Below are 21,996 nucleotides of genomic sequence, written 5' to 3'. Positions count from 1 at the left end.
TGCATTCGGCCGCCGTACTCATCGTCAACCGGTCGCAGCTGCCGATGCGCGTTTCACGCAACACCGTTGTCCAGCAACACAGACGTTTCGAGAGCCTTTGATCCGCGCTCCGCAGATCTTGTGGGCCGCTTCCCTTGCGAGGGGAAGCGGCCCTTTTTTTTTGCTGCCATCCCGGAGTAAGACCGACAGACCGCACCAGCGCTCTTCAGGCGAAGCGGTGCGTAGCAACCGAGGATGTGAACCAATTCCGGCTCCGGCCATAACCGCCTGGCGACTGCGCACCATCGCATTGGTTGCCCAGGATGTTGCTCGGATAGGCGGCCGCAAGGCGCCATTTCGCCCGCCGTATGCGGCCCGTCGCCTCCCTCAAGGACACTTTTGGTTTCACCCAAAATTTACAATCGTCGGTGACAAGGTGGACGATGTGAAACCGCTTTCAGCCAGCGAATGCTGAATGGAATGCCTAATTTTGTGCTGATTTCAACGGGAACAATCAATTTCGAGCATAAACGGCCGCTACCAAGCTCACGCATTCGTAACGCCCTCCCCCGGGGCAAGGTCGATTCCTCATGCATTCCTTCAACCGCCTCTCGGTCGGTACGCGGCTCTCCGCACTGCTCACGCTGGTCATCGCCATTTCGCTGGGGCTGCTGGCCCTGACCATCTATCGCCAGTCCGCTGGCGATATCGAATCGCAGGTCAAGGCCGAGCTGCGCTCCAGCACCCGACTGATGCAGCAGTCGGTGGCGATGTACGACGTCACGCTCAGCGAAGGCACCCAGCGTCTGGGCAGCGTGTTCGACGACATGCTCCCCACCGGCGCGCGCGAACTCGATAGCGCCAGCACGGTCACCATCGGCGAGCAGAACACCCCCTCGCTGCGTGCCGGCAAGCAGGCATTGAATCTCAATTTCGACGCCGTGGACCGCTTTGCCAAGGCAACCGGCGGCGTTGCCACGATCTTCGCCCGTACCGACGCCGACTTCGTGCGTATCACCACCTCGCTGCGTAACAAGCAGAACGAACGCGTCATCGGCACCCTGCTCGATCGCAAGGGCAAGGCCTACGCCGCCCTGTCGCAAGGCAAGAGCTTCACCGGCCAGGCGCAGCTGTTCGGCGAGCAGTACATGACCCATTACCAGCCGCTGCGCGATGCCGCCGGCGAGGTCATTGGCGCGCTGTTCGTCGGGCGCAACTACAGCCAAGGCCTGGCCGCGCTCAAGGCCCAGGTCAGCACCACCAAACTGGGCCAGGACGGCTATTTCGTCATTGCCGACATGGCGCCGGGCGATCACCAGGGCCAGATCATCGCGGCTCCGCCGGGCACCCCGGCCACATTGGCGGCACTGGTGCCGGCCCAACAGCAGGCCCTGTTGCAGGCAGTGCTGGACGGCAAGCAGCCCAGCGCCAACCTGCAGCTGCGCGATGGCAAGGGCGCCAGCCAGGCCTTCGAAGTCACCGCACAGCGCTACGCGCCGTGGCAGTGGGCAGTGATTGGCGCGCAGCCGCGCAGTGCCATCGACGGACCGCTGGACGCGCTGATGGGCAGCATGCTGCTGTTCTCGCTGGTGGTGCTGGCACTGTGCATCGCGGTGGTGTTCATTGCCGCGCGCAAGATGGTCACCCGCCCGCTGCTGGCAGTGGAACGCGTGCTTGGCGACGTGGCGGCCGGCCGCCTGGACAACGCGATTGACATCGACCGGCATGACGAACTGGGTCGCCTGCTGCTCAACGCGCGCACCATGCGCGATGACCTGCGCGCGCGCCTGGAACGCGACCACCTGATCGCCAGCGAAGCACTGCGCGTACGCACCGCCTTGGACGACGTCAGCACCAATGTGATGATCGCCGACGCCGAGCGCCGCATCATTTACGTCAATCGCCCGCTGCAGCGCATGCTGTCGGAGATGCAGGACGTCCTGCGGCACGATCTTCCCAACTTCGATGCCGCTGCACTGGGCAATACCCGCATCGACCAGTTCCATCGCAATCCCGAGCAGGCACGCCTGCTGGATCAACTCAAGAGTACGCACACCGCACAGGTCGAAATCGGCGGCCGCATCGTGCAGGAAGTGGTCAGCCCGGTCGTGGCTGCCACCGGCGAGCGCATGGGCTATGTGGTCGAATGGAGCGACCGTACCCAGGAAGTGCAGGTGGAACAGGAAGTCGCGCACGTGGTGGAAGCCGCCGCGGCCGGCGACCTCAGCGAGCGGATCGACGTGCGCGGCAAGCAGGGCTTCCTGTTGCTGCTGGCCCAACAGCTCAACACGCTGCTGGACAACAACGCCGACGGTCTGTCGCGCGTCTCCGCCCTGCTCTCGTCGCTGTCGCAAGGCGACCTGACCGCACGCATGGACGGCGCGCTGCAGGGCGTCTTCGCCACCATCCGCGACGACGCCAACGCCACCGCCGACCAGCTGGCCGGTATCGTGCGCCGCATCAAGGACTCGTCGCTGACGATCAATTCGGCCGCCACCGAAATCGCCACCGGCAACGGCGACCTGTCGCGTCGCACCGAACAGCAAGCGGCCGCGCTGGAAGAAACCGCAGCCTCCATGGAAGAGCTCACCGCCACCGTCAAGCAGAACGCCGACAACGCCGACCAGGCCAACCGCCTGGTGCTGGATGCTGCCGGTGTGGCGGCAAAGGGCGGCGATGTGGTGAACCGCGTGGTCACCACCATGGCCGATATCGACGCCTCGTCGAAAAAGATTGCCGAGATCATCAGCGTGATCGACGGCATCGCCTTCCAGACCAATATCCTGGCCTTGAACGCGGCGGTGGAAGCGGCGCGTGCCGGCGAGCAGGGTCGTGGCTTTGCTGTGGTGGCCTCGGAGGTCCGTACGTTGGCACAGCGCTCGGCCGGCGCGGCCAAGGAGATCAAGCACCTGATCGAAGACTCGGTCACCCGCATCGGCAACGGCGCGGCACTGGCTTCCGAAGCCGGCAGCACCATGCAGCAGGTGGTGACCTCGGTACAGCGCGTCACCGACATCATGGGCGAAATCACCAGCGCTTCGCGCGAGCAGGCCGCAGGCATCACCCAGGTCAACCAGACCGTCACCCAGATGGACGAAACCACCCAGCAGAACGCCGCGCTGGTGGAAGAAGCCACTGCCGCCGCGCGCTCGATGGAAGACCAGGCCGCACAGTTGGTGGATGCGGTGGCAGTGTTCCGCCTGGAGCCACAGGACCGCCTGAGCACCCTGCTGGCCAACGCACGCCATGCCTACAGCTGAGACGGCAACGACGATTCATTGCAGCCAGATCACAGCGTCGAGGGCGCGCTACCCTCACCGCCCGCGGGACACGCCGTGAACCCATCCATGGCGGACCGTTGGCGGCATCCATGCCGCCAACGGTCCGGCAACCGGCAAGGACACCGCGCCAGACAGTTTTCTGCTGGCGCTGCTGAAGTGCTTAGGACACCGCTTCGCGCGGCTTGAGGTTGCTGGTTGCTGTGTTGAAACCCTGCACATCGACCAACGCGACTGGTCCTTGCCCGCCCACCGTCGCGGGACCCTTGGCGGCATGGATGCCGCCACGGAGCTTACAAGGACGTACTTGCAGCGTGTCCTGCGATGGTGGGCGGGCAAGGACCCTGCAGCCAGCACAAAGACATTGAAGACGCGGAGCCTAACCCGCTAGTTCGCTGGTGGCGTATTGAAGAACGAAGACCTCGCGCCAGACGTTGACGCTTGCTTGGCTGAACGCGCTGCACACAGACCATCGCGGCTGCGCCTGGCCACCGATCGGCATAGAGTTTGGTCGGCCGCCTTAAAGATTTGGCTTTGCCGCCGATATCAAGGCGACGCCGGGACAACCCGCCAGGCGCCTTCCCGCTTCTACTGTGCTTGTGCCCATGTCCCAAGGCGATACCTCAGAGCTGGACCACGACGCCGATCACCTCGCCGAAGGTGACGAGCGCTACCTGCTGCGCAACAAGCGGCAGATCCGTGGATTGCTGCGCCAGCTGCTCGACCAACACGCCATCGTGACCATGCATGTGGCTGGCCGCGACATGGCCGTGCCCACCGCCGTGCTGGAAGTGGACGAAGACGACGACTGCGTGATCCTGGACGGCAGCCATAACGATGCCTCCAACCGCGCCATCGAAGGCGCCAAATACCTGCTGTGCTACGCCCAACTGGAACGGGTGAACATCCGCTTCCGCCTGGAAAAGGCCGAACGGATCGAGCGCGACATCCACGTCGCCTTCCGCGTCGACCTGCCTGCCGCGATGTACCACATGCAGCGGCGCGAATCGTACCGGCTGGAAACGCCGATCACCGATTCGCCCGTCTGCACCATCCGCCAGGAAGCGGCGCAGGGAAACGAGTTCAACCTGCAGCTGCGCGTGATCGACATCAGCAGCGGCGGCCTGGCGGTGTCCCTCACCGACGGGATGCCCTTGCTCGAATTGCAACGCACCTACCGCAACTGCATCCTGCAATTGCCCGACACCGCCCCGATCACGCTGCCGCTGACCGTGTGCAGCCAGCACAAGCAGGCCCTGCCCAACGGCAGCGAAGGCTTCCGGATCGGCATGCAGTTCAGCGACCTGCCGCGCGGCGCCGACGAAACCATCCAGCGCTACATTTTCCGTGTCGACCGCCAGCGCAATGCGCGCAAGAGCGGCGTGTTCTGAACCCTCGCGTACCACGCGGGGCCGGCACCTAAAGTTGCCGCCTACCCCGCCGATGTTGCTAGGGCATCCCGCATCCGTCTCTGCTGCCGCAGTCCTGCCTAACCCGACACTTAGCCGCAACGCCCGGAGTTTCCATGAACGATAAAAGCACTGCCACCGGCACAGGTGGTGAATTCCTCAGCTTCGCTTTGGGCGAAGAACACTACGGCGTGGATATCCTGAAGGTGCAGGAAATCCGCGGCTACGATTCGGTCACGCGTCTGCCCGACGCGCCGGACTACATCAAGGGCGTGATCAACCTGCGCGGCACCATCGTGCCGGTGATCGACCTGCGCCTGAAGCTGCGCCTGAAAGAAGCGCGCTACGACGCTTTCACCGTGATGATCGTGCTCAACGTCGAGGACCGCGTGGTCGGCATCGTCGTGGACAGCGTGTCCGACGTGATTCCGCTCAACGACGACCAGATCCGTCCTACCCCCGAATTCGGTGCGTCGGTCGACACTCGTTTCATCTCCGGTATCGGCACCCAGGACGATCGCATGTTGATCCTGCTGGATATCGAAACGCTGCTGGACAGCACCGAGCTGGGTCAGCAGCTGGTGGAAGAAGCCGCCTGATTCAAACGGCTGCGTTGCCTCGCCTGCGGTCGCCGGAGAGGTGTAGAGGAATGCAGGAGCCGCCATGTACGACAAGCGGCTACCAAACGACTGCCAGGCCGCCAGAACACGCGTGGTCGGCGCTCCGAATCCCGATGTCGCACATGTGCACTCCGGCTTCTGCGCCCCCTTGCCACTGTTGGCTGATTCGCTCCGTTCGGTAGCCGCTTTTCAGCGTATGCGGTGGCGCCGTGCACCCACTGCACCGCTCCGGCGGCCGCAACGCTTTTGTGCGATCGCATCTACGACGATCGCGTGTCAGGAAGCTCCCGACACGCGACGCACCACTCGATGGAAATGAGATAAAAATCACGTTTTCCGGATTCAAGTTGAACGGCGGTTAGCCGATAGCTGAATGAAGCCCGCGTCCACACAACGGGTCACCGTTCGACTTTTGATTTCTGGAGAATCCCAATGAAGTTCCTGCTCTCGCTCCTCCCCGTCGCTGCTCTCGTGATCGTTGCTCCCACGCTGTCGGCCCAGTCGCAGGAAATGATTCCGCCGGAAATGGCGACGCGCTTCGTCGGCAAGGACGGCATGGTGTGCGGCAAGGTCGAAAAGGCCAAGTACGCGCAGAGCTCGGAAGGCGAACCCACCTTCCTGTACATGGGCGGCATGTTCCCGCGCCACACCTTCTCCGCACGCATCGACGGCGCCAACCGCGGCAAGTTCAGCTTCGCCCCCGAAACGCTCGAAGGCAAGGACGTCTGCGTCCTCGGCAAGATCCAGCGCGACAGTTCGCGCGCCGAAATCGAAGTCAGCTCCCCGGCCAGCCTGAAGCTCGCCACCATCAAGTAATCGCCTCGCACATCGCCACGCCCTCGCGCGTGGCGATGTGCTGTTGCGGCTATGCGGACTGACTTCTACGGGGAATCGTGTCAATGCAATGGATCAACAATCTGAAACTGATGCCCAAGCTGATGCTGGCGTTCGGCATCGTGCTGCTGATCATGCTCGTCCAGGGCGTCATCGCCTATTCGGGCCTGGCGTCGCTCAATAACGTCACCCGCGACCTGGCCGGCAACACCATGTCCAGCGTGCGCGAGGCAGGCGATCTGCGCGGCATGCTCGGCGAATACCGGAATGCGGCCTACCAGAACCTGGTGCGCGCCAGCGATTCGGTCAAGCAGGAAGCCAAGGTCCGCGCCAAGAAGCTCAATGGCGAGATCGAAGCCACCATCAAGGGCTACCCGCGTCTGATCGAAAGCCCGCAACAGAAGAAGCTGTTCGACGTGTTCGTGGCGGACTGGAAGAAGGCATCGGCCTCCTATGCCAGCGTCGACGAAATGATGGAGCTGAATCTGCCCGACGACGCCATCGACACCTTCGTCGGCGAGACCCGTACCCTGCACAACAAGGCCAAGGATTCGCTGGCTGCCTTGATTGCCGAAGACAACCTGCTCGCGCAGGCGGCCAAGACCAAGGCCGAAAAGGTCCACGCTACCTCCGTCACGCTGACCCTGGTGGTGTTGTTGATCGGCATCGCCGGCGGCCTGGGTCTGGCCTTCCTGTTCGCCCGTTCCATCGTCAAGAGCATGCGCGGCGCGGTCACCACGGCCACCGAAATTGCCGGCGGCAAGCTGGACGGCCAGATCAACGTACAGGGCCAGGACGAAGTGGGCGAGTTGATGCGCTCCATGCAGCGCATGCAGCGCGACCTGAAGGAACGCATTGAACGCGACCAGGAGATTGCCGACGAAAACCTGCGCATCCGCACCGCGCTGGACAAGTCCTCGACCGGCACCTTCATCACCGATCCAGAGCGCGTGATGATCTACGCCAACGACGCCTTCAAGAAGATCGTGGCGCAGTACGAAAGCAGCATCCGCCTGGCATCGCCCGAATTCGACGCAAGCAAGGTCATCGGCCAGCACATCAGCTACCTGGGTTTGTCGGATGCGACCGTGCGCAAGGCCATTGCCGCACTGGAACGCGATGGCGTCACCAGCTTCGAAGAGCGTTTCGGCGAAGTGGTGCTGGCGCAGACCGTCACCTCCATCAAGAACGAACAGGGCGAGACCAGCGGCGAAGTCTGCGAATGGCGCGACCGCACCATCGAAGTGCAGGTGGAAGAAGAAGTGGCCCGTATCGTGCGCGCTGCCGCCAGTGGCGACATGAGCGGGCGTGTGGAAACCGACGGCAAGCATGGCTTCTTCCTACAGCTGGCGCAGCAGCTCAACGGCTTGCTGGATGCCAATGCCGGCAGCCTGGAACAGATTTCGACCCTGCTGTCCGCGCTATCGCGTGGCGACCTGACCGTGCGCATGCATGGTGAGTTCAGCGGCGTGTTCGCGCAGATGCGTGACGATGCCAATGCCACCGCCGAGCAGCTGGCCGACATCGTCGGGCGCATCAAGATGTCGTCCACTGCGATCAATTCGGCCGCTGGCGAAATCGCTTCGGGCAACAGCGACCTGTCGCACCGTACCGAGCAGCAGGCCGCCAATCTGGAAGAAACCGCCGCCTCGATGGAGGAGCTCACCTCCACCGTCAAGCAGAACGCCGAAAGCGCCCGTCAGGCCAACCAGCTTGCCATCGGCGCCACCGGCGTGGCTTCGCAAGGCGGTGAAGTGGTGTCGCAAGTTGTCACCACCATGTCCGGCATCGAAGCCTCGTCCAAGAAGATCGCCGACATCATCAGCGTCATCGACGGCATCGCGTTCCAGACCAATATCCTGGCGTTGAATGCAGCGGTGGAAGCAGCGCGTGCCGGCGAACAGGGTCGCGGTTTTGCCGTGGTCGCCTCCGAGGTGCGCACGCTGGCACAGCGTTCGGCCGGTGCGGCCAAGGAGATCAAGGGCCTGATCGACGACTCCGTGCACAAGGTGGCCGAAGGCTCGGCACTGGTGCGCAAGGCTGGCGCCACCATGGCCGACATCGTGGCCAGCGTGCAGCGCGTGACCGACATCATGGGCGAGATCTCTGCCGCTTCGCAGGAGCAGTCGTCCGGCATCGAGCAGGTCAACCAGACCATCACCCAGATGGACGAAACCACCCAGCAAAACGCTGCGCTGGTGGAAGAAGCCACTGCCGCCGCCCGCTCGATGGAAGAGCAGGCAGGTCATCTGGCCGAAGCGGTGTCGGTGTTCAAGCTGGACGACTCGGCTACGCAGGCGCCACAGAGCGCACGCGTCCGGCCGATCGCCTCGCGCCCGGTTGCAGTGAAGAGCGCCGCCAAGCCGGTGGCACGCGCAGCAGCAAGCGCGTCGCGGCCAGCCAAATCCCAGGCCGCACTGGCCGACGGTAACTGGCAAGAGTTCTGATTCACCGCTGTCACCACAACGCCCCGGCACTGCCGGGGCGTTGTGCATTTGGGCCAGGCACCTGCGTTGATCCCCGCGTACGCTGCGGCAGCACGCCGATGGGGCATCTTTGCCTCTGAGCGCCCATCGCCAGCCGCCGTCCCCATCGGACAAGTTAGCGAACCCAACCGCGCCTAATCCACGCATTGGCGCTTCAGTTGCGCGGCTCCGTGGCCGATATCCAGTTATAGCTCACGACGCGTATGGATATGACGACAACGACTTCCGCTTCAGACACACGCGAATTTGATTTCGGCGACCGCGACTTCAAGCGTGTCTGCGACCTGATCTACCAGCGTGTCGGCATCGCACTGGCGCCGGCCAAGCGCGACATGGTGTATGGCCGCCTGTCGCGTCGTCTGCGCGTGCTCGGCCTGCGCTCGTTCCGCGACTACCTCGACCAGCTCGAAGCCGGCAACGATGAAGAAGAGTGGCAGGCATTCACCAATGCGCTGACCACCAACCTGACCTCGTTCTTCCGCGAGCCGCACCATTTCGACAAGCTGCGCGAAGAACTGCAAAAGCGCGCCTCGCAGGCGCCGTTGAAGATCTGGTCGTGCGCCGCCTCCACCGGCGAGGAGCCCTACTCCATCGCCATCACCGCCTGCGAAGCCTTCGGCACGCTGACCCCGCCGGTGAGCATCGTCGCCACCGACGTCGACACGCAGGTACTGGAAACCGCCTCGCGCGGTGTCTATGCCATCGACCGTGTCGCCTCGCTGGATGCAGCGATCAAGCGCAAGTACTTCCAGCGCGGCAGCGGCCCCAATGAAGGCAAATGCCGGGTCATTCCAGCGCTGCGCCAGCTCATCGAATACCGCCAGTTGAATCTGCTGGCACCGCGTTACGACGTCGGCGGTCCGTATGCGGCACTGTTCTGCCGCAACGTGATGATCTACTTCGACAAGCCCACCCAGCGCGGCATCCTGTCGCGCCTGGTCAGCCACATGGGCGAGGACGGCCTGCTCTACACCGGGCACTCGGAGAACTACCTGCACGCGGCCGATCTGATCCAGCCGTGCGGGCGCACGCTGTATCGGCGCGCACCGCGCGCAGGAGCCTGAGCATGAGTACTGCCGTGCAAGTCGACGACGTCATGCGCTACCGCGATTCGCGGTTCCAGACCATTGCCGCCAAACTGCTGCCCACCCAATACCTGGTGGTGGACGACGACACCGCGTTGACGACCACCTTGGGATCGTGCGTTGCAGCCTGCCTGCGCGACCCGGTGCTCAAGATCGGCGGCATGAACCACTTTCTGTTGCCCGAAGGCCAGGTCGGCGACGGAGCGCCCACGCGCTACGGCAGCTATGCCATGGAGTTGCTGATCAACGACATGCTCAAGCGCGGCGCGCACCGCAAACGCATCGAAGCCAAGGTCTTCGGTGGCGCCAACGTGCTGAAGGGCTTCACCAGCAACCCGGTCGGCACCCGCAACGCCGAGTTCGTGCGCCAGTACCTGCAGGCCGAACATATTCCCATCATCGCTGAAGATCTGTGTGGCATCCATCCGCGCAAGGTGTGGTTCTTCGCGACCACTGGCCGCGTCGTCGTGCAGCGCTTGCCGCACGCACACGAAGCCGAAGTCGCCGCCACCGAATCGGCCGTGCGCGCCCGTCTGTCCAAAGCACCGGTTACCGGTGGAGTGGAGTTGTTCGAATGACGCTGGAAACCCCTGTGCGTGTATTGATCGTCGACGATTCGGCGGTCGTGCGTCAGATGCTCACCGAGATTTTATCGCGCGACGCCGGCATCGAAGTGGTCGGCTCGGCCGCCGACCCGTTGCTGGCGCGCGAAAAGATCAAGCGCCTCAATCCGGACGTCATCACGCTGGATGTGGAAATGCCGCGCATGGACGGCCTGGTATTTCTGGAAAACCTGATGCGCCTGCGCCCTACCCCGGTGGTGATGATTTCATCGCTGACCGAGCGCGGTGCCGACACCACCTTGCAGGCCCTGTCGCTGGGCGCCGTGGACTTCGTGTCCAAGCCCAAGATCGACGTCGCACGCGGGCTGGAAGGCTACGCCGAAGAAATCGTCAGCAAGGTCAAGATGGCCGCCAAAGCCAAGGTCAGCGCACTCAATCGTCCGAGCGCGCCCAAAGTCACGCTGGATATGCAATCGGCACCGGTGGCCGGCAGCGCGCTGCGCTTTCGCACGACCGACCGCTTGATCGCCATCGGCGCCTCCGCCGGTGGTACCGAAGCGCTGCGCGTGGTGCTCGAACACATGCCCGCCGATGCGCCCGCGGTGGTGATGACCCAGCATCTGCCTGCCAGCTTCAGCACCGCATTCGCCGAGCGCCTCAACCGCCATTCGGCCATGTCGGTACGCGAAGCCACCGATGGCGAGGCCATCCTGCCCGGCCATGCGTATCTGCCGCCGGGCGGCCAGCATCTGCGCATCATTCGCGACGGTGCGCGCTGGCGCTGCCGCATCGACGATGGCCCGCCGGTCAATCGCCACAAGCCGGCAGTGGACGTGCTGTTTCGTTCCGTTGCCGCCAATGCCGGCCCGAATGCGGTGGGCGCCATCCTCACCGGCATGGGCGACGACGGCGCACGCGGCCTGCTGGAAATGCTGCAGGCCGGCGCGCCGACGCTGGTGCAGGACGAAGCCAGCAGCGTGGTCTGGGGCATGCCCGGTGCCGCGTACAAACTTGGCGCCGCGCAGGAAGTGGTGCCGCTGGACCGCGTGGCCGAGCGCTTGCTCGCATTGTCGGCGCAGGCGCGCTGATCCGGCATGGCCGCGCATCCCTCGCACCCGACCAACCCAACGCTTCCTCCGGCACCGGGAAGCGCGGTGGGCGCTGGCGTGGATGCAGCGATGGACCGCACGCCGCTGACGGCTGAGCCGATCCATGCCAACGCCCCAGGCACGGGCCAGATCAGGCCCGGCCCGGTCACCGCCGGCATGGCCAAGGCTGGCGAACAACCCGACCAACGCCGCGCGCGTCTGCTCGCCGAGGCCCTGGATGGCAGCAGCAGCGCCATTCTGATCTGCGACCTGCAATCGCGCCTGCTGTACGCCAACGACGGCTTCCAGCGCATGTTCGGCTACACCGAAGCCGAGCTGGTCGGTCTGCGTCCCTCCGATGTCCTGACCCGTGCGCAAAGCGACCAAAGCGAGGTCGCTCGCGTTCGCGATCGCGCCGATGCCTTGCAGCACACCCGTGCCGACCTGCTGGTCTATCGCAAGGACGGCACGCCGCTGTGGATCTCGCTGAACTTCAACCCGATCTACGACGCCAACCACGCTCCCTCGCATTACGTGGCGGTACTGACCGACATCACCGACACCAAGATGCACGAGGTGCTGCAGCACCGCGTGCTGGAGGCCCTGGTGCAGGAACGCCCGTTGATCGAGGTGATGACGCTGATTTGCACCGAGGTCGAACGCATCGCACCGGATGTGCTGGCCACGGTGATGAGTGCGGACAATCAAGGTCGCCTGCATTCGCTGGCTGCGCCCAGCCTGCCGCCCGAATACGCCGACGCAGTCAACGGCTTGAAGATCGGCCCGGGCACCGGCGCCTGCGGCACCGCGGCCTGGCGCGGTCGCGCGGTGATGGTGGAAGACATCGCCACCGACCCATTGTTCGAGGCGTATCGCGACACGCTCTTGCCTTGGGGCCTGCGCGCCTGCTGGAGCACGCCGATCCGCTCCAACAGCGCGCGCGTGCTCGGCACCTTCGCGCTGTATTACCGCAAGCCGCAACGTGCCGATGCCTGGCATATGCGGCTCACCGATTTGTGCCAGCAGCTGTGCACATTGGCGCTGGAACGCGAGCAGATCCGCCAGCGCGTGCATCAACTGGCGTTCTACGACACGCTCACGGGCCTTCCCAACCGCATCATGTTCAGCGCGCGTGCCGAGCAGGCACTGACCCAGGCCGAATACGCCGGCGAACCGACCGCGTTGATGTTCATCAACATCGATCGCTTCAAGCTCATCAACGATAGCCAGGGGCACGCCGCAGGCGATGGCCTGCTGCGCGATATCGCCTTGCGCGTCAACGACCAGATCACCGCCACGGCGATGCTGGCGCGGCTATCCGGCGACGAGTTCGCGCTCGCGCTGCCGCAATGCAGCGCAGAGCAGGCCAGTGCCGCCGCCGAGCGTTTGTTGGTCAGCATCGCCAGCCCGCTGCCGGTTGGCCATATGACCGTGCATCCCTCGGCCAGTATCGGCGTGGCGATGTTTCCCGAGGATGGCCACGACATCAACATCCTGCTGCGCCATGCCGACTTGGCGATGAATCGCGCCAAGAAGGAAGGCGGTGGGCGCTTCCGCTTTTTCAGTTCCGACATGAACCGCATGGCGCAGGAACGCGTGGCCTTGGAGGCCGAGCTGCGCCAGGCCATTGGCCGCGATCAATTGCAGCTGCACTACCAGCCGCAGATGCACAGCGCCGCGCCGCATGCCCTGTATGGTGTGGAAGCGCTGCTGCGCTGGAATCATCCGCAACTGGGCGCGGTATCGCCGGCGCGGTTTCTGCCGGTGGCTGAAGAGCAAGGCATGATGCCGCAGCTCAACGCCTGGGTACTGCGACGTGCCTGCGAACAGGTCGCGGACTGGCGCCAGCGTGGCGTGCCGGTCGCGCGCGTGTCGGTGAATCTGTCGGCAAGCGGCTTCGAAAGCCCGCGCATGCTTCCCGACCTGCTGCAGCTGATCGCCGAACTGGGCGTGCAGCCGTCCGATCTCACCCTGGAACTGACCGAAAGCGTGATGCTGTCCGGGCAACCGGGCGTGCTGGAAAACCTGCACGCCATTCGCGAAGCCGGCATCTCGCTGTCGCTGGACGATTTCGGCACTGGCTATTCCAGCCTGAGCCACTTGCATCGCCTGCCGATCGACGAACTCAAACTGGACATGAGCTTCGTCCGCGATATCGAACACAGCGAAGACGCGCGCGCGCTCACCACCTCGGTGCTGCGCATCGGCGAGCACCTGCGCAAGCACGTGGTCGCCGAAGGTGTGGAAAACGAAGCGCAGCGCCTGTTCCTCGCCGACCTGGGTTGCGAGGTGCTGCAAGGCTATCTGTTCTCGCGGCCGCTACCGGCCCAGGCACTGGAAGCCTGGCTGGGCGCGCAACCGTCATAACGCAACCGCCGAACGATCACCGCTTCGAACTTCCTTCCAGCCAGGAAAGGCGGGCCATGGCGTGGCAAGTCATGAGCCTCCTCACCCTCATCCCACTCGCATCAGCTCCACCTCGGTCTCACCCACCGTCCGCTTCAGCCATCCCAGCAACTGCGCGTTGACGAAGGCCGGGTTTTCCAGCGAGGCGATATGGCCTGCGTCCGGGATCAGCTCGTAATCGCAACAGATTGCCTCGGCCATCATCCACACCTCTTCGGGCGGGCGCGGAATGTCCTCGGCGCCACCGAGCAGGAAGGTGTTGGCCGGATCCAGCGTGGACAGGGCATCCAGTCGATCGGCTCGGCCGAAGATCAGCCGGCCCAGCGGCACGATGGATGCGCGCAACTGCTCGGCCGACATCGCCGCCAGACGCTGCGCGAAGGCGGCCGGCAATGCCGAGCTCAGATCGATACCAGGGCGGAAGAAGATCGGCACGATCGCCTCGATCAGCGCAGGCGTCACCTGCCCGGCCGTCTCGATCGCATCAAGCAGGCCGAAATAGCGCGCACGCGTGGCGGCTGGCTCGGCGCCCAGGAAAGTATCCATCAACACCAGGCTGCGCACGCGCTCCGGCGCCATCAGGGCAAGCTCGGCGGCCCACATGCCGCCCACCGACAGGCCGACCACCGCGCACTGCGGCAACTTCAGTGCGTCCAGCAGGGCCAGCATGTGCCCGGCAAGATCGCCGATCTGCTGCGTGCCGTGCGGCAACGGACCTGACTGCCCATGTCCCCATAGCTCGGGAACGATGACCTGGTAATGCTGCGACAGCGCCTGGATCTGCGGCTCCCACATCGCAGCGTCCCAGAGATAGCTGTGGCCAAGCAAGACCGGGAAACCGCGGCCATGTTGCGTGTAATGCAGGGTTTGACCGGAGATTGTGCAAGTGGGCATGGGCATCAACGGGCAGTGGTAGAGCGGCGGGACTCTAGACCTGCGCACTTCAGATTTTTGTTGCAATGCCACAATCCAGTCAGCTGGTATTTGCTTTAACGCCGGGCATCGTGACGACTACACGAAACCATTGCCCGAAAAGCGAAATGCCCGGCAGTGCCGGGCATTTCGGGACAGCAAACCTGCCGGAAGAATCAGGCGGCGACGGTCTCTGCCACGTCCTGATATTCCTGGATCTGATCGAAGTTCATGTAGCGGTAGATCTGATCGCCACTGGTCTTGATCACGCCGACATCCGCCATGTACTCGTCCTTGGTCGGAATGCGGCCCAGGCGCGAGCAGATTGCCGCCAGTTCCGCCGAGCCCAGGTACACGTTGGTATTGCGGCCCAACCGGTTCGGGAAATTACGCGTGGAGGTCGAGAACACCGTGGCGCCCTCGCGTGCCTGCGCCTGGTTACCCATGCACAGCGAGCAGCCCGGCATTTCCATGCGCGCACCGGCCGCGCCGAAGGTGCCGTAATGGCCTTCCTTGGTCAGCTCGGAGGCGTCCATCTTGGTCGGCGGTGCCACCCACAGGCGGGTCGGGATGTCGCGCTTGCCTTCCAGCAGCTTGGCCGCGGCACGGAAGTGACCGATGTTGGTCATGCACGAGCCGATGAATACTTCGTCGATGGCCGCGCCGGCCACTTCCGACAGCGTCTTCACGTCGTCCGGGTCGTTCGGGCAGGCCACGATCGGCTCATGGATATCGGCCAGGTCGATCTCGATGACCGCCGCGTATTCGGCGTCGGCATCGGGCTGCAGCAGCTGCGGGTCAGCCAGCCAGTCTTCCATCTTCTTGATGCGGCGGCCCAGGGTGCGCGCATCGGCATAGCCCTCGGCAATCATCCAGCGCAGCAGGGTGATGTTGCTGGTCAGGTACTCGATGATCGGCGCCTTATCCAGGTGCACGGTGCAACCGGCAGCCGAACGCTCGGCCGAGGCGTCGGAGAGTTCGAACGCCTGCTCCACCTTCAGGTTCGGCAAGCCTTCGATTTCCAGGATGCGGCCGGAGAAGATGTTCTTCTTGCCCTGCTTGGCCACGGTCAGCAGGCCCTGCTTGATCGCGTACAGCGGGATCGCGTTGACCAGGTCACGCAAGGTCACGCCCGGCTGCATCTGCCCCTTGAAGCGCACCAGCACGCTCTCGGGCATGTCCAGCGGCATCACCCCGGTGGCGGCGGCGAAGGCCACCAGGCCGGAGCCGGCCGGGAACGAAATGCCGATCGGGAAGCGGGTGTGCGAGTCGCCGCCGGTGCCCACGGTGTCGGGCAGCAGCATGCGATTGAGCCAGCTGTGGATCACGCCGTCGCCCGGACGCAGCGAGACGCCGCCGCGGGTGGAGATGAACTCGGGCAAGGTGTGGTGGGTCTTGACGTCCACCGGCTTCGGATAGGCGGCGGTGTGGCAGAACGACTGCATCACCAGGTCGGCCGAGAAGCCCAGGCAGGCCAGGTCCTTCAGCTCGTCGCGGGTCATCGGGCCGGTGGTGTCCTGCGAACCCACCGAGGTCATCTTCGGCTCGCAATAGGTGCCCGGGCGCATGCCCTGGCCTTCCGGCAGCCCGCAGGCGCGGCCGACCATCTTCTGCGCCAGCGAGAAGCCCTTGCCGGTGTCCGGCGGGTCCATCGGCAGGCGGAACAGGTCCGACGCCGGCAGGCCCAGGAATTCGCGCGCCTTGGCGGTGAGGCCACGGCCGACGATCAGCGGAATGCGGCCGCCGGCGCGCACTTCGTCGAACAGCACCTCCGACTTCATCGCGAACTCGGCGATCACCTGTCCGTCCTTCAGCGCCTTGCCGTCGTACGGACGCAGCTCGACCACGTCGCCGTGCTCCATCTGCGAGACGTCCAGCTCGATCGGCAAGGCGCCGGCATCTTCCATGGTGTTGTAGAAGATCGGCGCGATCTTGCTGCCCAGGCACACGCCGCCGAAGCGCTTGTTGGGGATGTACGGAATGTCTTCGCCGGTCCACCACAGCACCGAGTTGGTCGCCGACTTGCGCGAGGAACCGGTACCGACCACGTCGCCCACGTAGGCCACCAGATGGCCCTTGGCCTTGAGGTCGGCAATGGCCTGGATCGGGCCGCGCTTGCCGTCTTCTTCCGGCTCGAACGCCGCGCCGTCGCGCTTGTTCTTCAACATGGCCAGCGCATGCAGCGGGATGTCCGGACGGGTGGTCGCATCCGGCGCCGGCGACAGGTCGTCGGTATTGGTTTCGCCCGGCACCTTGAACACGGTCACGGTCAGGCTCTGCGGCACTTCCGGCTTGCTGGTGAACCACTCGGCATCGGCCCAGCTCTGCAGCACGGCCTTGGCGTGCGCGTTACCGGCTTGCGCCTTTTCCTGCACGTCGTGGAACGCATCGAACACCAGCAAGGTGTGCTTGAGCGCTTCGGCGGCAGTGGCGCCCAGCTCGGCGTTGTCCAGCAGGTCGATCAGCGGCTGGATGTTGTAGCCGCCCAGCATGGTGCCGAGCAGCTCGGTGGCGCGTGTGGGGCTGATCAGCGCGGTGGTCTCGGTGCCGAAGGCAACCGCGGCCAGATACGAGGCCTTGACCTTGGCAGCGTCGTCGACGCCGGCCGGCACGCGCTGGCTGAGCAGCTCGACCAGGAATTCTTCCTCGCCAGCCGGCGGAGCCTTCAACAGCTCGATGACCTCGGCGGTCTGCTGCGCGGTCAGCGGCAGCGGCGGGATACCGAGCGCGGCGCGCTCTGCAACGTGGTGGCGATAGGCTTCCAACATGCGGGTTCTCCAAAAAAGCAGCGGTGAAGGTGGTAAAGCGCGAACGTGGATCAGGGTGCGGGTTTGGGAACGATGATCTTCAAACCCTTGAAGTAATCGCGGAAGAAGCCCTCGTCGCGGGTGATCAACCCGTCGCACTGGAGCATGGCGTGGGCGCCGATCAGGAAGTCGGCCACCACCCGCTCACGCTTGCCGCCGCGCGCGCGAAAGCGCTTGTTCATATGGCCGGCGCGCACTGCCGCCGCTTCCTGGGTGGCCTCGTAGCGGACGCCGATCGAGGCCAGGGTTTCCATCAGGTCGACCTGGGTGTCGAGCATGGCCAGCACCTCGGCCACCACCGCGTCGCAGACCACCACTTCGTCGCGCGCCAGCGCGTCGCCGATGCAGACCTCCGACACTTCGCCATAGACCGGGTCGCCGATCAGGATGTCCAGCAGGACCGAGGAATCCAGGGCGATCATGGGTCGAACGGGTCCCCGGGGGCGCGGCCACGGATCACGCGCATGGCCGCATCGGTGCTGGTCAGGCCGTCGACCAGCTTGAACTTGCCGCGCACCTTGCGCAGCGCCTCGCTGACGTCCTTGCGCAGGATGATGCGCCCGCCGTCGAGCTCGATCTTCAACGTGGTGCCCTTGGTCAGGCCCAGGGCATCGCGCACGGCCTTCGGCAGCGTGATCTGTCCGCGTTCGGCAACGGTGGCTTCCATGAGCATGCTCCAGAAAGTATGCACGCATGATACGTACTTGCACCGCCCTACTCAAGTTGGCAGATCGGTCTGGACACACCGTACGTACACACTGAATCGCTCAGAATGGGCACCTACCTAAAGCCTTCGATGCCATAGGAGTGATGCATGAGCGATTCCTTTTCCACTCGCACCTCACTTGAGGTCCACGGCAAGCGCTACGCGTACTACAGCCTGCCGAAGCTGGGCGAACGCTTCGATATCGGCCACCTGCCCTATTCGATGAAGATCCTGCTGGAGAACCTGCTACGTCATGAAGACGGCGGCGTGACCGTCGGCAAGGACCACATCGAAGCGGTTGCCAAGTGGGACCCCACCGCCGAGCCCGATATCGAAATCGCCTTCATGCCGGCGCGCGTGGTACTCCAGGACTTCACCGGCGTGCCCTGCGTGGTGGACCTGGCCGCCATGCGCGATGCGGTGGTCAAGCTCGGCGGCAATGCCGACCAGATCAACCCGCAGATTCCTTCCGAACTGGTCATCGACCACTCCGTGCAGGTCGATGTATTCGGCAAGCCGGACGCGCTCGACCTCAACGGCAAGATCGAATTCCAGCGCAACCAGGAACGCTACGGCTTCCTGCGCTGGGGCCAGAAGGCGTTCGAGAACTTCAAGGTGGTGCCGCCCAACACCGGCATCGTGCACCAGGTGAACCTGGAAAACCTGGCGCGCGTGGTGATGAGCGCCGAGAAGGACGGCACGCTGGTCGCCTACCCCGACACCGTGTTCGGTACCGACAGCCACACCACCATGATCAACGGCATCGGCGTGCTGGGCTGGGGCGTGGGCGGCATCGAGGCGGAAGCGGCCATGCTGGGGCAGCCGTCGTCGATGCTGATCCCGCAGGTCGTGGGCTTCAAGCTCACCGGCAAGTTGCCCGAGGGCGCCACTGCCACCGACCTGGTGCTGACGGTCACCCAGATGCTGCGCAAGCTCGGGGTGGTGGGCAAGTTCGTCGAGTTCTATGGTGACGGCCTGCAGCACCTGCCGCTGGCCGACCGCGCCACCATCGGCAACATGGCGCCCGAATACGGCGCCACCTGCGGCATCTTCCCGGTCGATGAGGAGTCGCTGACCTACCTGCGCCTGTCCGGCCGTAGCGAGGAGCAGATTGCATTGGTCGAGGCCTATGCCAAGGCGCAGGGCCTGTGGCACGACGCCACTACCCCGCCCGCCCGGTACAGCGCCACGCTGGAACTGGACATGGGCCAGGTCAAGCCGTCGCTGGCCGGCCCCAAGCGCCCGCAGGACCGCGTGCTGCTGGAAGACATGCAGTCCAACTACCGCGAAAGCCTCAAGCCGTTCGCCGACGCGCGCAGCAAGAAGCTGGCCGATCTCAAGCAGGAAGACCGCCTCAAGAACGAAGGCGGCGGCGGCACCGCCGTCGGTGCGAAGGCGTCGCAGGCAGAAAGCGCCGGCGCCAGCGGTGCGGGTTGGCAGCTGCGCGATGGCTCGGTGGTCATCGCCGCGATCACCTCCTGCACCAACACCTCCAACCCCGCGGTGATGCTGGGCGCCGGCCTGCTCGCGCGTAACGCGGCGGCCAAGGGCCTGAAGGCGCAGCCGTGGGTCAAGACCTCGCTCGGGCCAGGTTCGCGCGTGGTCACCGACTATCTTGAAAAGGCCGGCGTGCTCACCGACCTGGAAAAGCTTGGCTTCTACGTGGTGGGCTACGGCTGCACCACCTGCATCGGCAACTCCGGCCCGCTGCCGGAAGACGTGTCTGCGGCCATTGCCAAGGACGATCTGGTGGTGACCTCGGTGCTGTCGGGCAACCGCAACTTCGAAGGCCGCGTACACCCCGAGGTCAAGATGAATTATCTGGCCTCGCCGCCGCTGGTGGTGGCCTATGCCATCGCCGGCACCACCGACATCGACCTCACCACCGAGCCGCTGGGCACCGGCAGCGATGGGCAGCCGGTGTATCTGCGCGACATCTGGCCGAGCAACAAGGAAATCGGCGACACCATCGCCGCCACCGTCGGCCCGGAGATGTTCAAGCAGAACTATGCCGACGTGTTCAAGGGCGACACGCGCTGGAACACCATCGCCTCGCCCGATGGCGCGCTTTACGCGTGGGACGAAGCCTCGACCTACATCAAGAACCCACCCTACTTCGACGGCATGACCATGCAGGTGGGCAACGTGGACGACGTGCACGGCGCACGCATCATGGGCCTGTTCGGCGATTCGATCACCACCGACCACATTTCGCCGGCCGGCAACATCAAGAAGGATTCGCCGGCAGGCCGCTTCCTGCAGGAACGCGGCGTGCAGCCGGCCGACTTCAACAGCTACGGCAGCCGCCGCGGCAACGACGATGTGATGGTACGCGGCACCTTCGCCAACATCCGCATCAAGAACCTGATGTTCGGCGGCGAAGAAGGCGGCAACACGCTGTATTACCCAGCCGGTGGCGGCCAGCCGGAAAAGCTGGCCATCTACGATGCCGCAATGAAGTACAAGGCCGACGGCGTGCCGCTGGTGGTGCTGGCCGGCAAGGAATACGGCACCGGCTCCTCGCGCGACTGGGCCGCCAAGGGCACCAACCTGCTCGGAGTCAAGGCCGTGATCGCCGAAAGCTTCGAGCGTATCCATCGCTCCAATCTGGTGGGCATGGGCGTGCTGCCCTTGCAGTTCCTGGAAAACGAAAATGCACAGACGCTCGGCCTGGATGGCTCGGAAGTGCTGGACATCACCGGCCTGCAGGACGGCGCCAGCCGTCGTGCCACCGTCAATGCGAAAAAGTCCGACGGCAGCGTCAAGCAGTTCCAGGTCAAGGTGCTGCTGCTGACACCCAAGGAAGTGGAGTACTTCAAGCACGGCGGCTTGCTGCAGTATGTGCTGCGGCAGCTGGCGGCACGCAAGGCAGCCTGACCACAGCGCGCATTGCGCTGCAACGATGCAACGCACTCCCGCCGCTCGGCGGGAGTGGCGTTTCCGGCCTCTCAAAAAAAACGGCGATCACGCGGTGGTGAGCAAAGGACGCGTGCATCCCGACGTCGAACTGAATTCCCTCCCCCGCCGTTGGTGGTGACCGATACCATCGCCGGCACACGGACATCGATCTCACCACCGAGATATTTGGCGCAGAAGAAGGCGGCAACAGGCTGCATTGCCCAGCCAACGGCAGCCAGCCGGAGGGCCACCTTCCACCTTGTCGCAACGCAACGGCGTCACCGGGCGATGCGCGCTTCGGCCAGATGCCTCACGCCCCCCATCCATGCCCTGGCGCCATGCGTCCGGCCGCACCAAGCGGCAGCCGCGCTCCACTGCATCTGCGCGGTCAACGCGCCGCCGGCACCCATTGCGCGTGGTACAGCTGCCAGTCGCTGCCCTGCAATCGCCAGCCGGTGGTGACCTGATAGGTCTGCGCCTGATCGGGCACCCAGCGCCCGTTGCCGCCGGTCAACAGCGCGGTGAAGCGCACCGTGGCGGTATCACCGCGCAGTGCCACATCGACCGGCCCCATGGTCACGCCGAGCTGTTGATTGCCCAGCATCTGCACTTGCATCAAGCGCCGTAACCCGGCGGCGTCCAGCCCATGTTCGCCAACAAAATCCTCGGCCACCGGCGCCATCGCATCGCCGATCTCACGCGCCTCGATCGCCTGATGCATCTGCTCCAGCGTGGCGCGCAGACGTTGTTCCGGCGCAGCACGCGTGCACCCGAGCAAGACCAGCATGCAAAACCCCATCCACGCCAGGCGCCACGACACTTGAATGCTGCTCTGCATCACGCTTCGCCTTTTCCATCCATGACGGTATGCTGCCAGCTGTTGTAACGCCGTGGAACACACTGCGGCGCGTCGAGAACACCCTGG

General features: G+C 64.6%; 15 protein-coding genes and 1 pseudogene. 11 read left to right on the top strand and 5 right to left on the bottom strand.

Annotated features, from left to right (window positions below; all coding sequences use genetic code 11):
• The first annotated feature begins 569 nt into the window (after positions 1-569).
• The 9 genes from ACCQ16_RS09635 to ACCQ16_RS09595 all read left to right on the top strand — a co-directional run bounded on the left by ACCQ16_RS09635 (position 570) and on the right by ACCQ16_RS09595 (position 13,709).
• Positions 570-3,239, top strand: a complete 2,670-nt coding sequence (locus ACCQ16_RS09635; protein ID WP_277573133.1) for a methyl-accepting chemotaxis protein — start codon at positions 570-572, stop codon at positions 3,237-3,239.
• A gap of 623 nt (positions 3,240-3,862) precedes the next feature.
• Positions 3,863-4,648: a flagellar brake protein gene (locus ACCQ16_RS09630; protein ID WP_372380326.1), complete on the top strand. Its 786-nt coding sequence runs from the start codon at positions 3,863-3,865 to the stop codon at positions 4,646-4,648.
• Positions 4,649-4,782: 134 nt separating this feature from the next.
• A complete protein-coding gene (locus ACCQ16_RS09625) occupies positions 4,783-5,265 on the top strand; it encodes a chemotaxis protein CheW (protein ID WP_003486339.1) in 483 nt (160 codons plus the stop codon).
• 453 nt (positions 5,266-5,718) lie between these two features.
• Positions 5,719-6,102: a hypothetical protein gene (locus ACCQ16_RS09620; protein WP_003486337.1), complete on the top strand. Its 384-nt coding sequence runs from the start codon at positions 5,719-5,721 to the stop codon at positions 6,100-6,102.
• Positions 6,103-6,185: 83 nt separating this feature from the next.
• Entirely contained in the window at positions 6,186-8,567 is a 2,382-nt protein-coding gene (locus tag ACCQ16_RS09615; RefSeq protein ID WP_011347225.1) for a methyl-accepting chemotaxis protein, read from the top strand.
• 242 nt (positions 8,568-8,809) lie between these two features.
• Positions 8,810-9,670 (top strand): CheR family methyltransferase, encoded by an 861-nt coding sequence (locus tag ACCQ16_RS09610; protein ID WP_008571499.1) that lies wholly within the window; start codon positions 8,810-8,812, stop codon positions 9,668-9,670.
• Positions 9,671-9,672: 2 nt separating this feature from the next.
• Positions 9,673-10,269, top strand: a complete 597-nt coding sequence (cheD, locus tag ACCQ16_RS09605; RefSeq protein WP_003486330.1) for a chemoreceptor glutamine deamidase CheD — start codon at positions 9,673-9,675, stop codon at positions 10,267-10,269.
• The gene (locus ACCQ16_RS09600) at positions 10,266-11,342 is read left to right on the top strand and encodes a protein-glutamate methylesterase/protein-glutamine glutaminase (protein WP_003486327.1); all 1,077 of its coding nucleotides are present in this window, start codon (positions 10,266-10,268) and stop codon (positions 11,340-11,342) included. The genes cheD and ACCQ16_RS09600 overlap by 4 nt, the downstream gene beginning before the upstream one ends.
• Before the next feature lie 78 nt (positions 11,343-11,420).
• Positions 11,421-13,709, top strand: coding sequence for a sensor domain-containing protein (locus tag ACCQ16_RS09595; protein ID WP_029819311.1), 2,289 nt, complete (start codon positions 11,421-11,423; stop codon positions 13,707-13,709).
• A gap of 87 nt (positions 13,710-13,796) precedes the next feature.
• Here ACCQ16_RS09595 and ACCQ16_RS09590 read toward each other — a convergent pair whose 3' ends face one another.
• The 4 genes from ACCQ16_RS09590 to ACCQ16_RS09575 form a co-directional block, all read right to left on the bottom strand.
• Entirely contained in the window at positions 13,797-14,642 is an 846-nt protein-coding gene (locus ACCQ16_RS09590; protein ID WP_029819310.1) for an alpha/beta fold hydrolase, read from the bottom strand.
• A 194-nt stretch (positions 14,643-14,836) separates the two neighbouring features.
• Positions 14,837-17,428: a bifunctional aconitate hydratase 2/2-methylisocitrate dehydratase gene (gene acnB, locus ACCQ16_RS09585; RefSeq protein ID WP_014090071.1), complete on the bottom strand. Its 2,592-nt coding sequence runs from the start codon at positions 17,426-17,428 to the stop codon at positions 14,837-14,839.
• A gap of 50 nt (positions 17,429-17,478) precedes the next feature.
• Positions 17,479-17,889: a type II toxin-antitoxin system VapC family toxin gene (locus ACCQ16_RS09580; protein ID WP_008571495.1), complete on the bottom strand. Its 411-nt coding sequence runs from the start codon at positions 17,887-17,889 to the stop codon at positions 17,479-17,481.
• Entirely contained in the window at positions 17,886-18,134 is a 249-nt protein-coding gene (locus ACCQ16_RS09575; protein WP_003486316.1) for an AbrB/MazE/SpoVT family DNA-binding domain-containing protein, read from the bottom strand. Before ACCQ16_RS09575 ends, ACCQ16_RS09580 begins: the two co-directional genes overlap by 4 nt.
• Before the next feature lie 147 nt (positions 18,135-18,281).
• Here ACCQ16_RS09575 and acnA point away from each other — a divergent pair, with 147 nt between their 5' ends.
• Together acnA and ACCQ16_RS09565 are read left to right on the top strand one after the other, a co-directional pair.
• A complete protein-coding gene (gene acnA, locus ACCQ16_RS09570; RefSeq protein ID WP_008571493.1) occupies positions 18,282-21,050 on the top strand; it encodes an aconitate hydratase AcnA in 2,769 nt (922 codons plus the stop codon).
• A gap of 134 nt (positions 21,051-21,184) precedes the next feature.
• A pseudogene (locus tag ACCQ16_RS09565) lies at positions 21,185-21,422 on the top strand (hypothetical protein); the annotation flags it as partial.
• Between the two features lie 37 nt (positions 21,423-21,459).
• Here the strand turns inward: ACCQ16_RS09565 and ACCQ16_RS09560 are convergent.
• On the bottom strand, positions 21,460-21,909 hold the full coding sequence (locus tag ACCQ16_RS09560; RefSeq protein WP_031422452.1) for a hypothetical protein: 450 nt from the start codon (positions 21,907-21,909) through the stop codon (positions 21,460-21,462).
• Positions 21,910-21,996: the final 87 nt, after the last annotated feature.

This window comes from Xanthomonas sp. NCPPB 1062 (genome assembly GCF_041481705.2).
Lineage (GTDB): Bacteria > Pseudomonadota > Gammaproteobacteria > Xanthomonadales > Xanthomonadaceae > Xanthomonas > Xanthomonas euvesicatoria.
This window is presented reverse-complemented; position numbering and strand designations above follow the sequence as displayed.

Bases quoted from the DNA above. Each gene is read 5' to 3' on its own strand.
- ACCQ16_RS09635 (WP_277573133.1), top strand. From the start codon at position 570: ATGCATTCCTTCAACCGCCTCTCGGTCGGTACGCGGCTCTCCGCACTG.
- ACCQ16_RS09630 (WP_372380326.1), top strand. From the start codon at position 3,863: ATGTCCCAAGGCGATACCTCAGAGCTGGACCACGACGCCGATCACCTC.
- ACCQ16_RS09625 (WP_003486339.1), top strand. From the start codon at position 4,783: ATGAACGATAAAAGCACTGCCACCGGCACAGGTGGTGAATTCCTCAGC.
- ACCQ16_RS09620 (WP_003486337.1), top strand. From the start codon at position 5,719: ATGAAGTTCCTGCTCTCGCTCCTCCCCGTCGCTGCTCTCGTGATCGTT.
- ACCQ16_RS09615 (WP_011347225.1), top strand. From the start codon at position 6,186: ATGCAATGGATCAACAATCTGAAACTGATGCCCAAGCTGATGCTGGCG.
- ACCQ16_RS09610 (WP_008571499.1), top strand. From the start codon at position 8,810: ATGGATATGACGACAACGACTTCCGCTTCAGACACACGCGAATTTGAT.
- cheD (WP_003486330.1), top strand. From the start codon at position 9,673: ATGAGTACTGCCGTGCAAGTCGACGACGTCATGCGCTACCGCGATTCG.
- ACCQ16_RS09600 (WP_003486327.1), top strand. From the start codon at position 10,266: ATGACGCTGGAAACCCCTGTGCGTGTATTGATCGTCGACGATTCGGCG.
- ACCQ16_RS09590 (WP_029819310.1), bottom strand. From the start codon at position 14,642: ATGCCCACTTGCACAATCTCCGGTCAAACCCTGCATTACACGCAACAT.
- acnB (WP_014090071.1), bottom strand. From the start codon at position 17,428: ATGTTGGAAGCCTATCGCCACCACGTTGCAGAGCGCGCCGCGCTCGGT.
- ACCQ16_RS09580 (WP_008571495.1), bottom strand. From the start codon at position 17,889: ATGATCGCCCTGGATTCCTCGGTCCTGCTGGACATCCTGATCGGCGAC.
- ACCQ16_RS09575 (WP_003486316.1), bottom strand. From the start codon at position 18,134: ATGGAAGCCACCGTTGCCGAACGCGGACAGATCACGCTGCCGAAGGCC.
- acnA (WP_008571493.1), top strand. From the start codon at position 18,282: ATGAGCGATTCCTTTTCCACTCGCACCTCACTTGAGGTCCACGGCAAG.
- ACCQ16_RS09560 (WP_031422452.1), bottom strand. From the start codon at position 21,909: ATGCAGAGCAGCATTCAAGTGTCGTGGCGCCTGGCGTGGATGGGGTTT.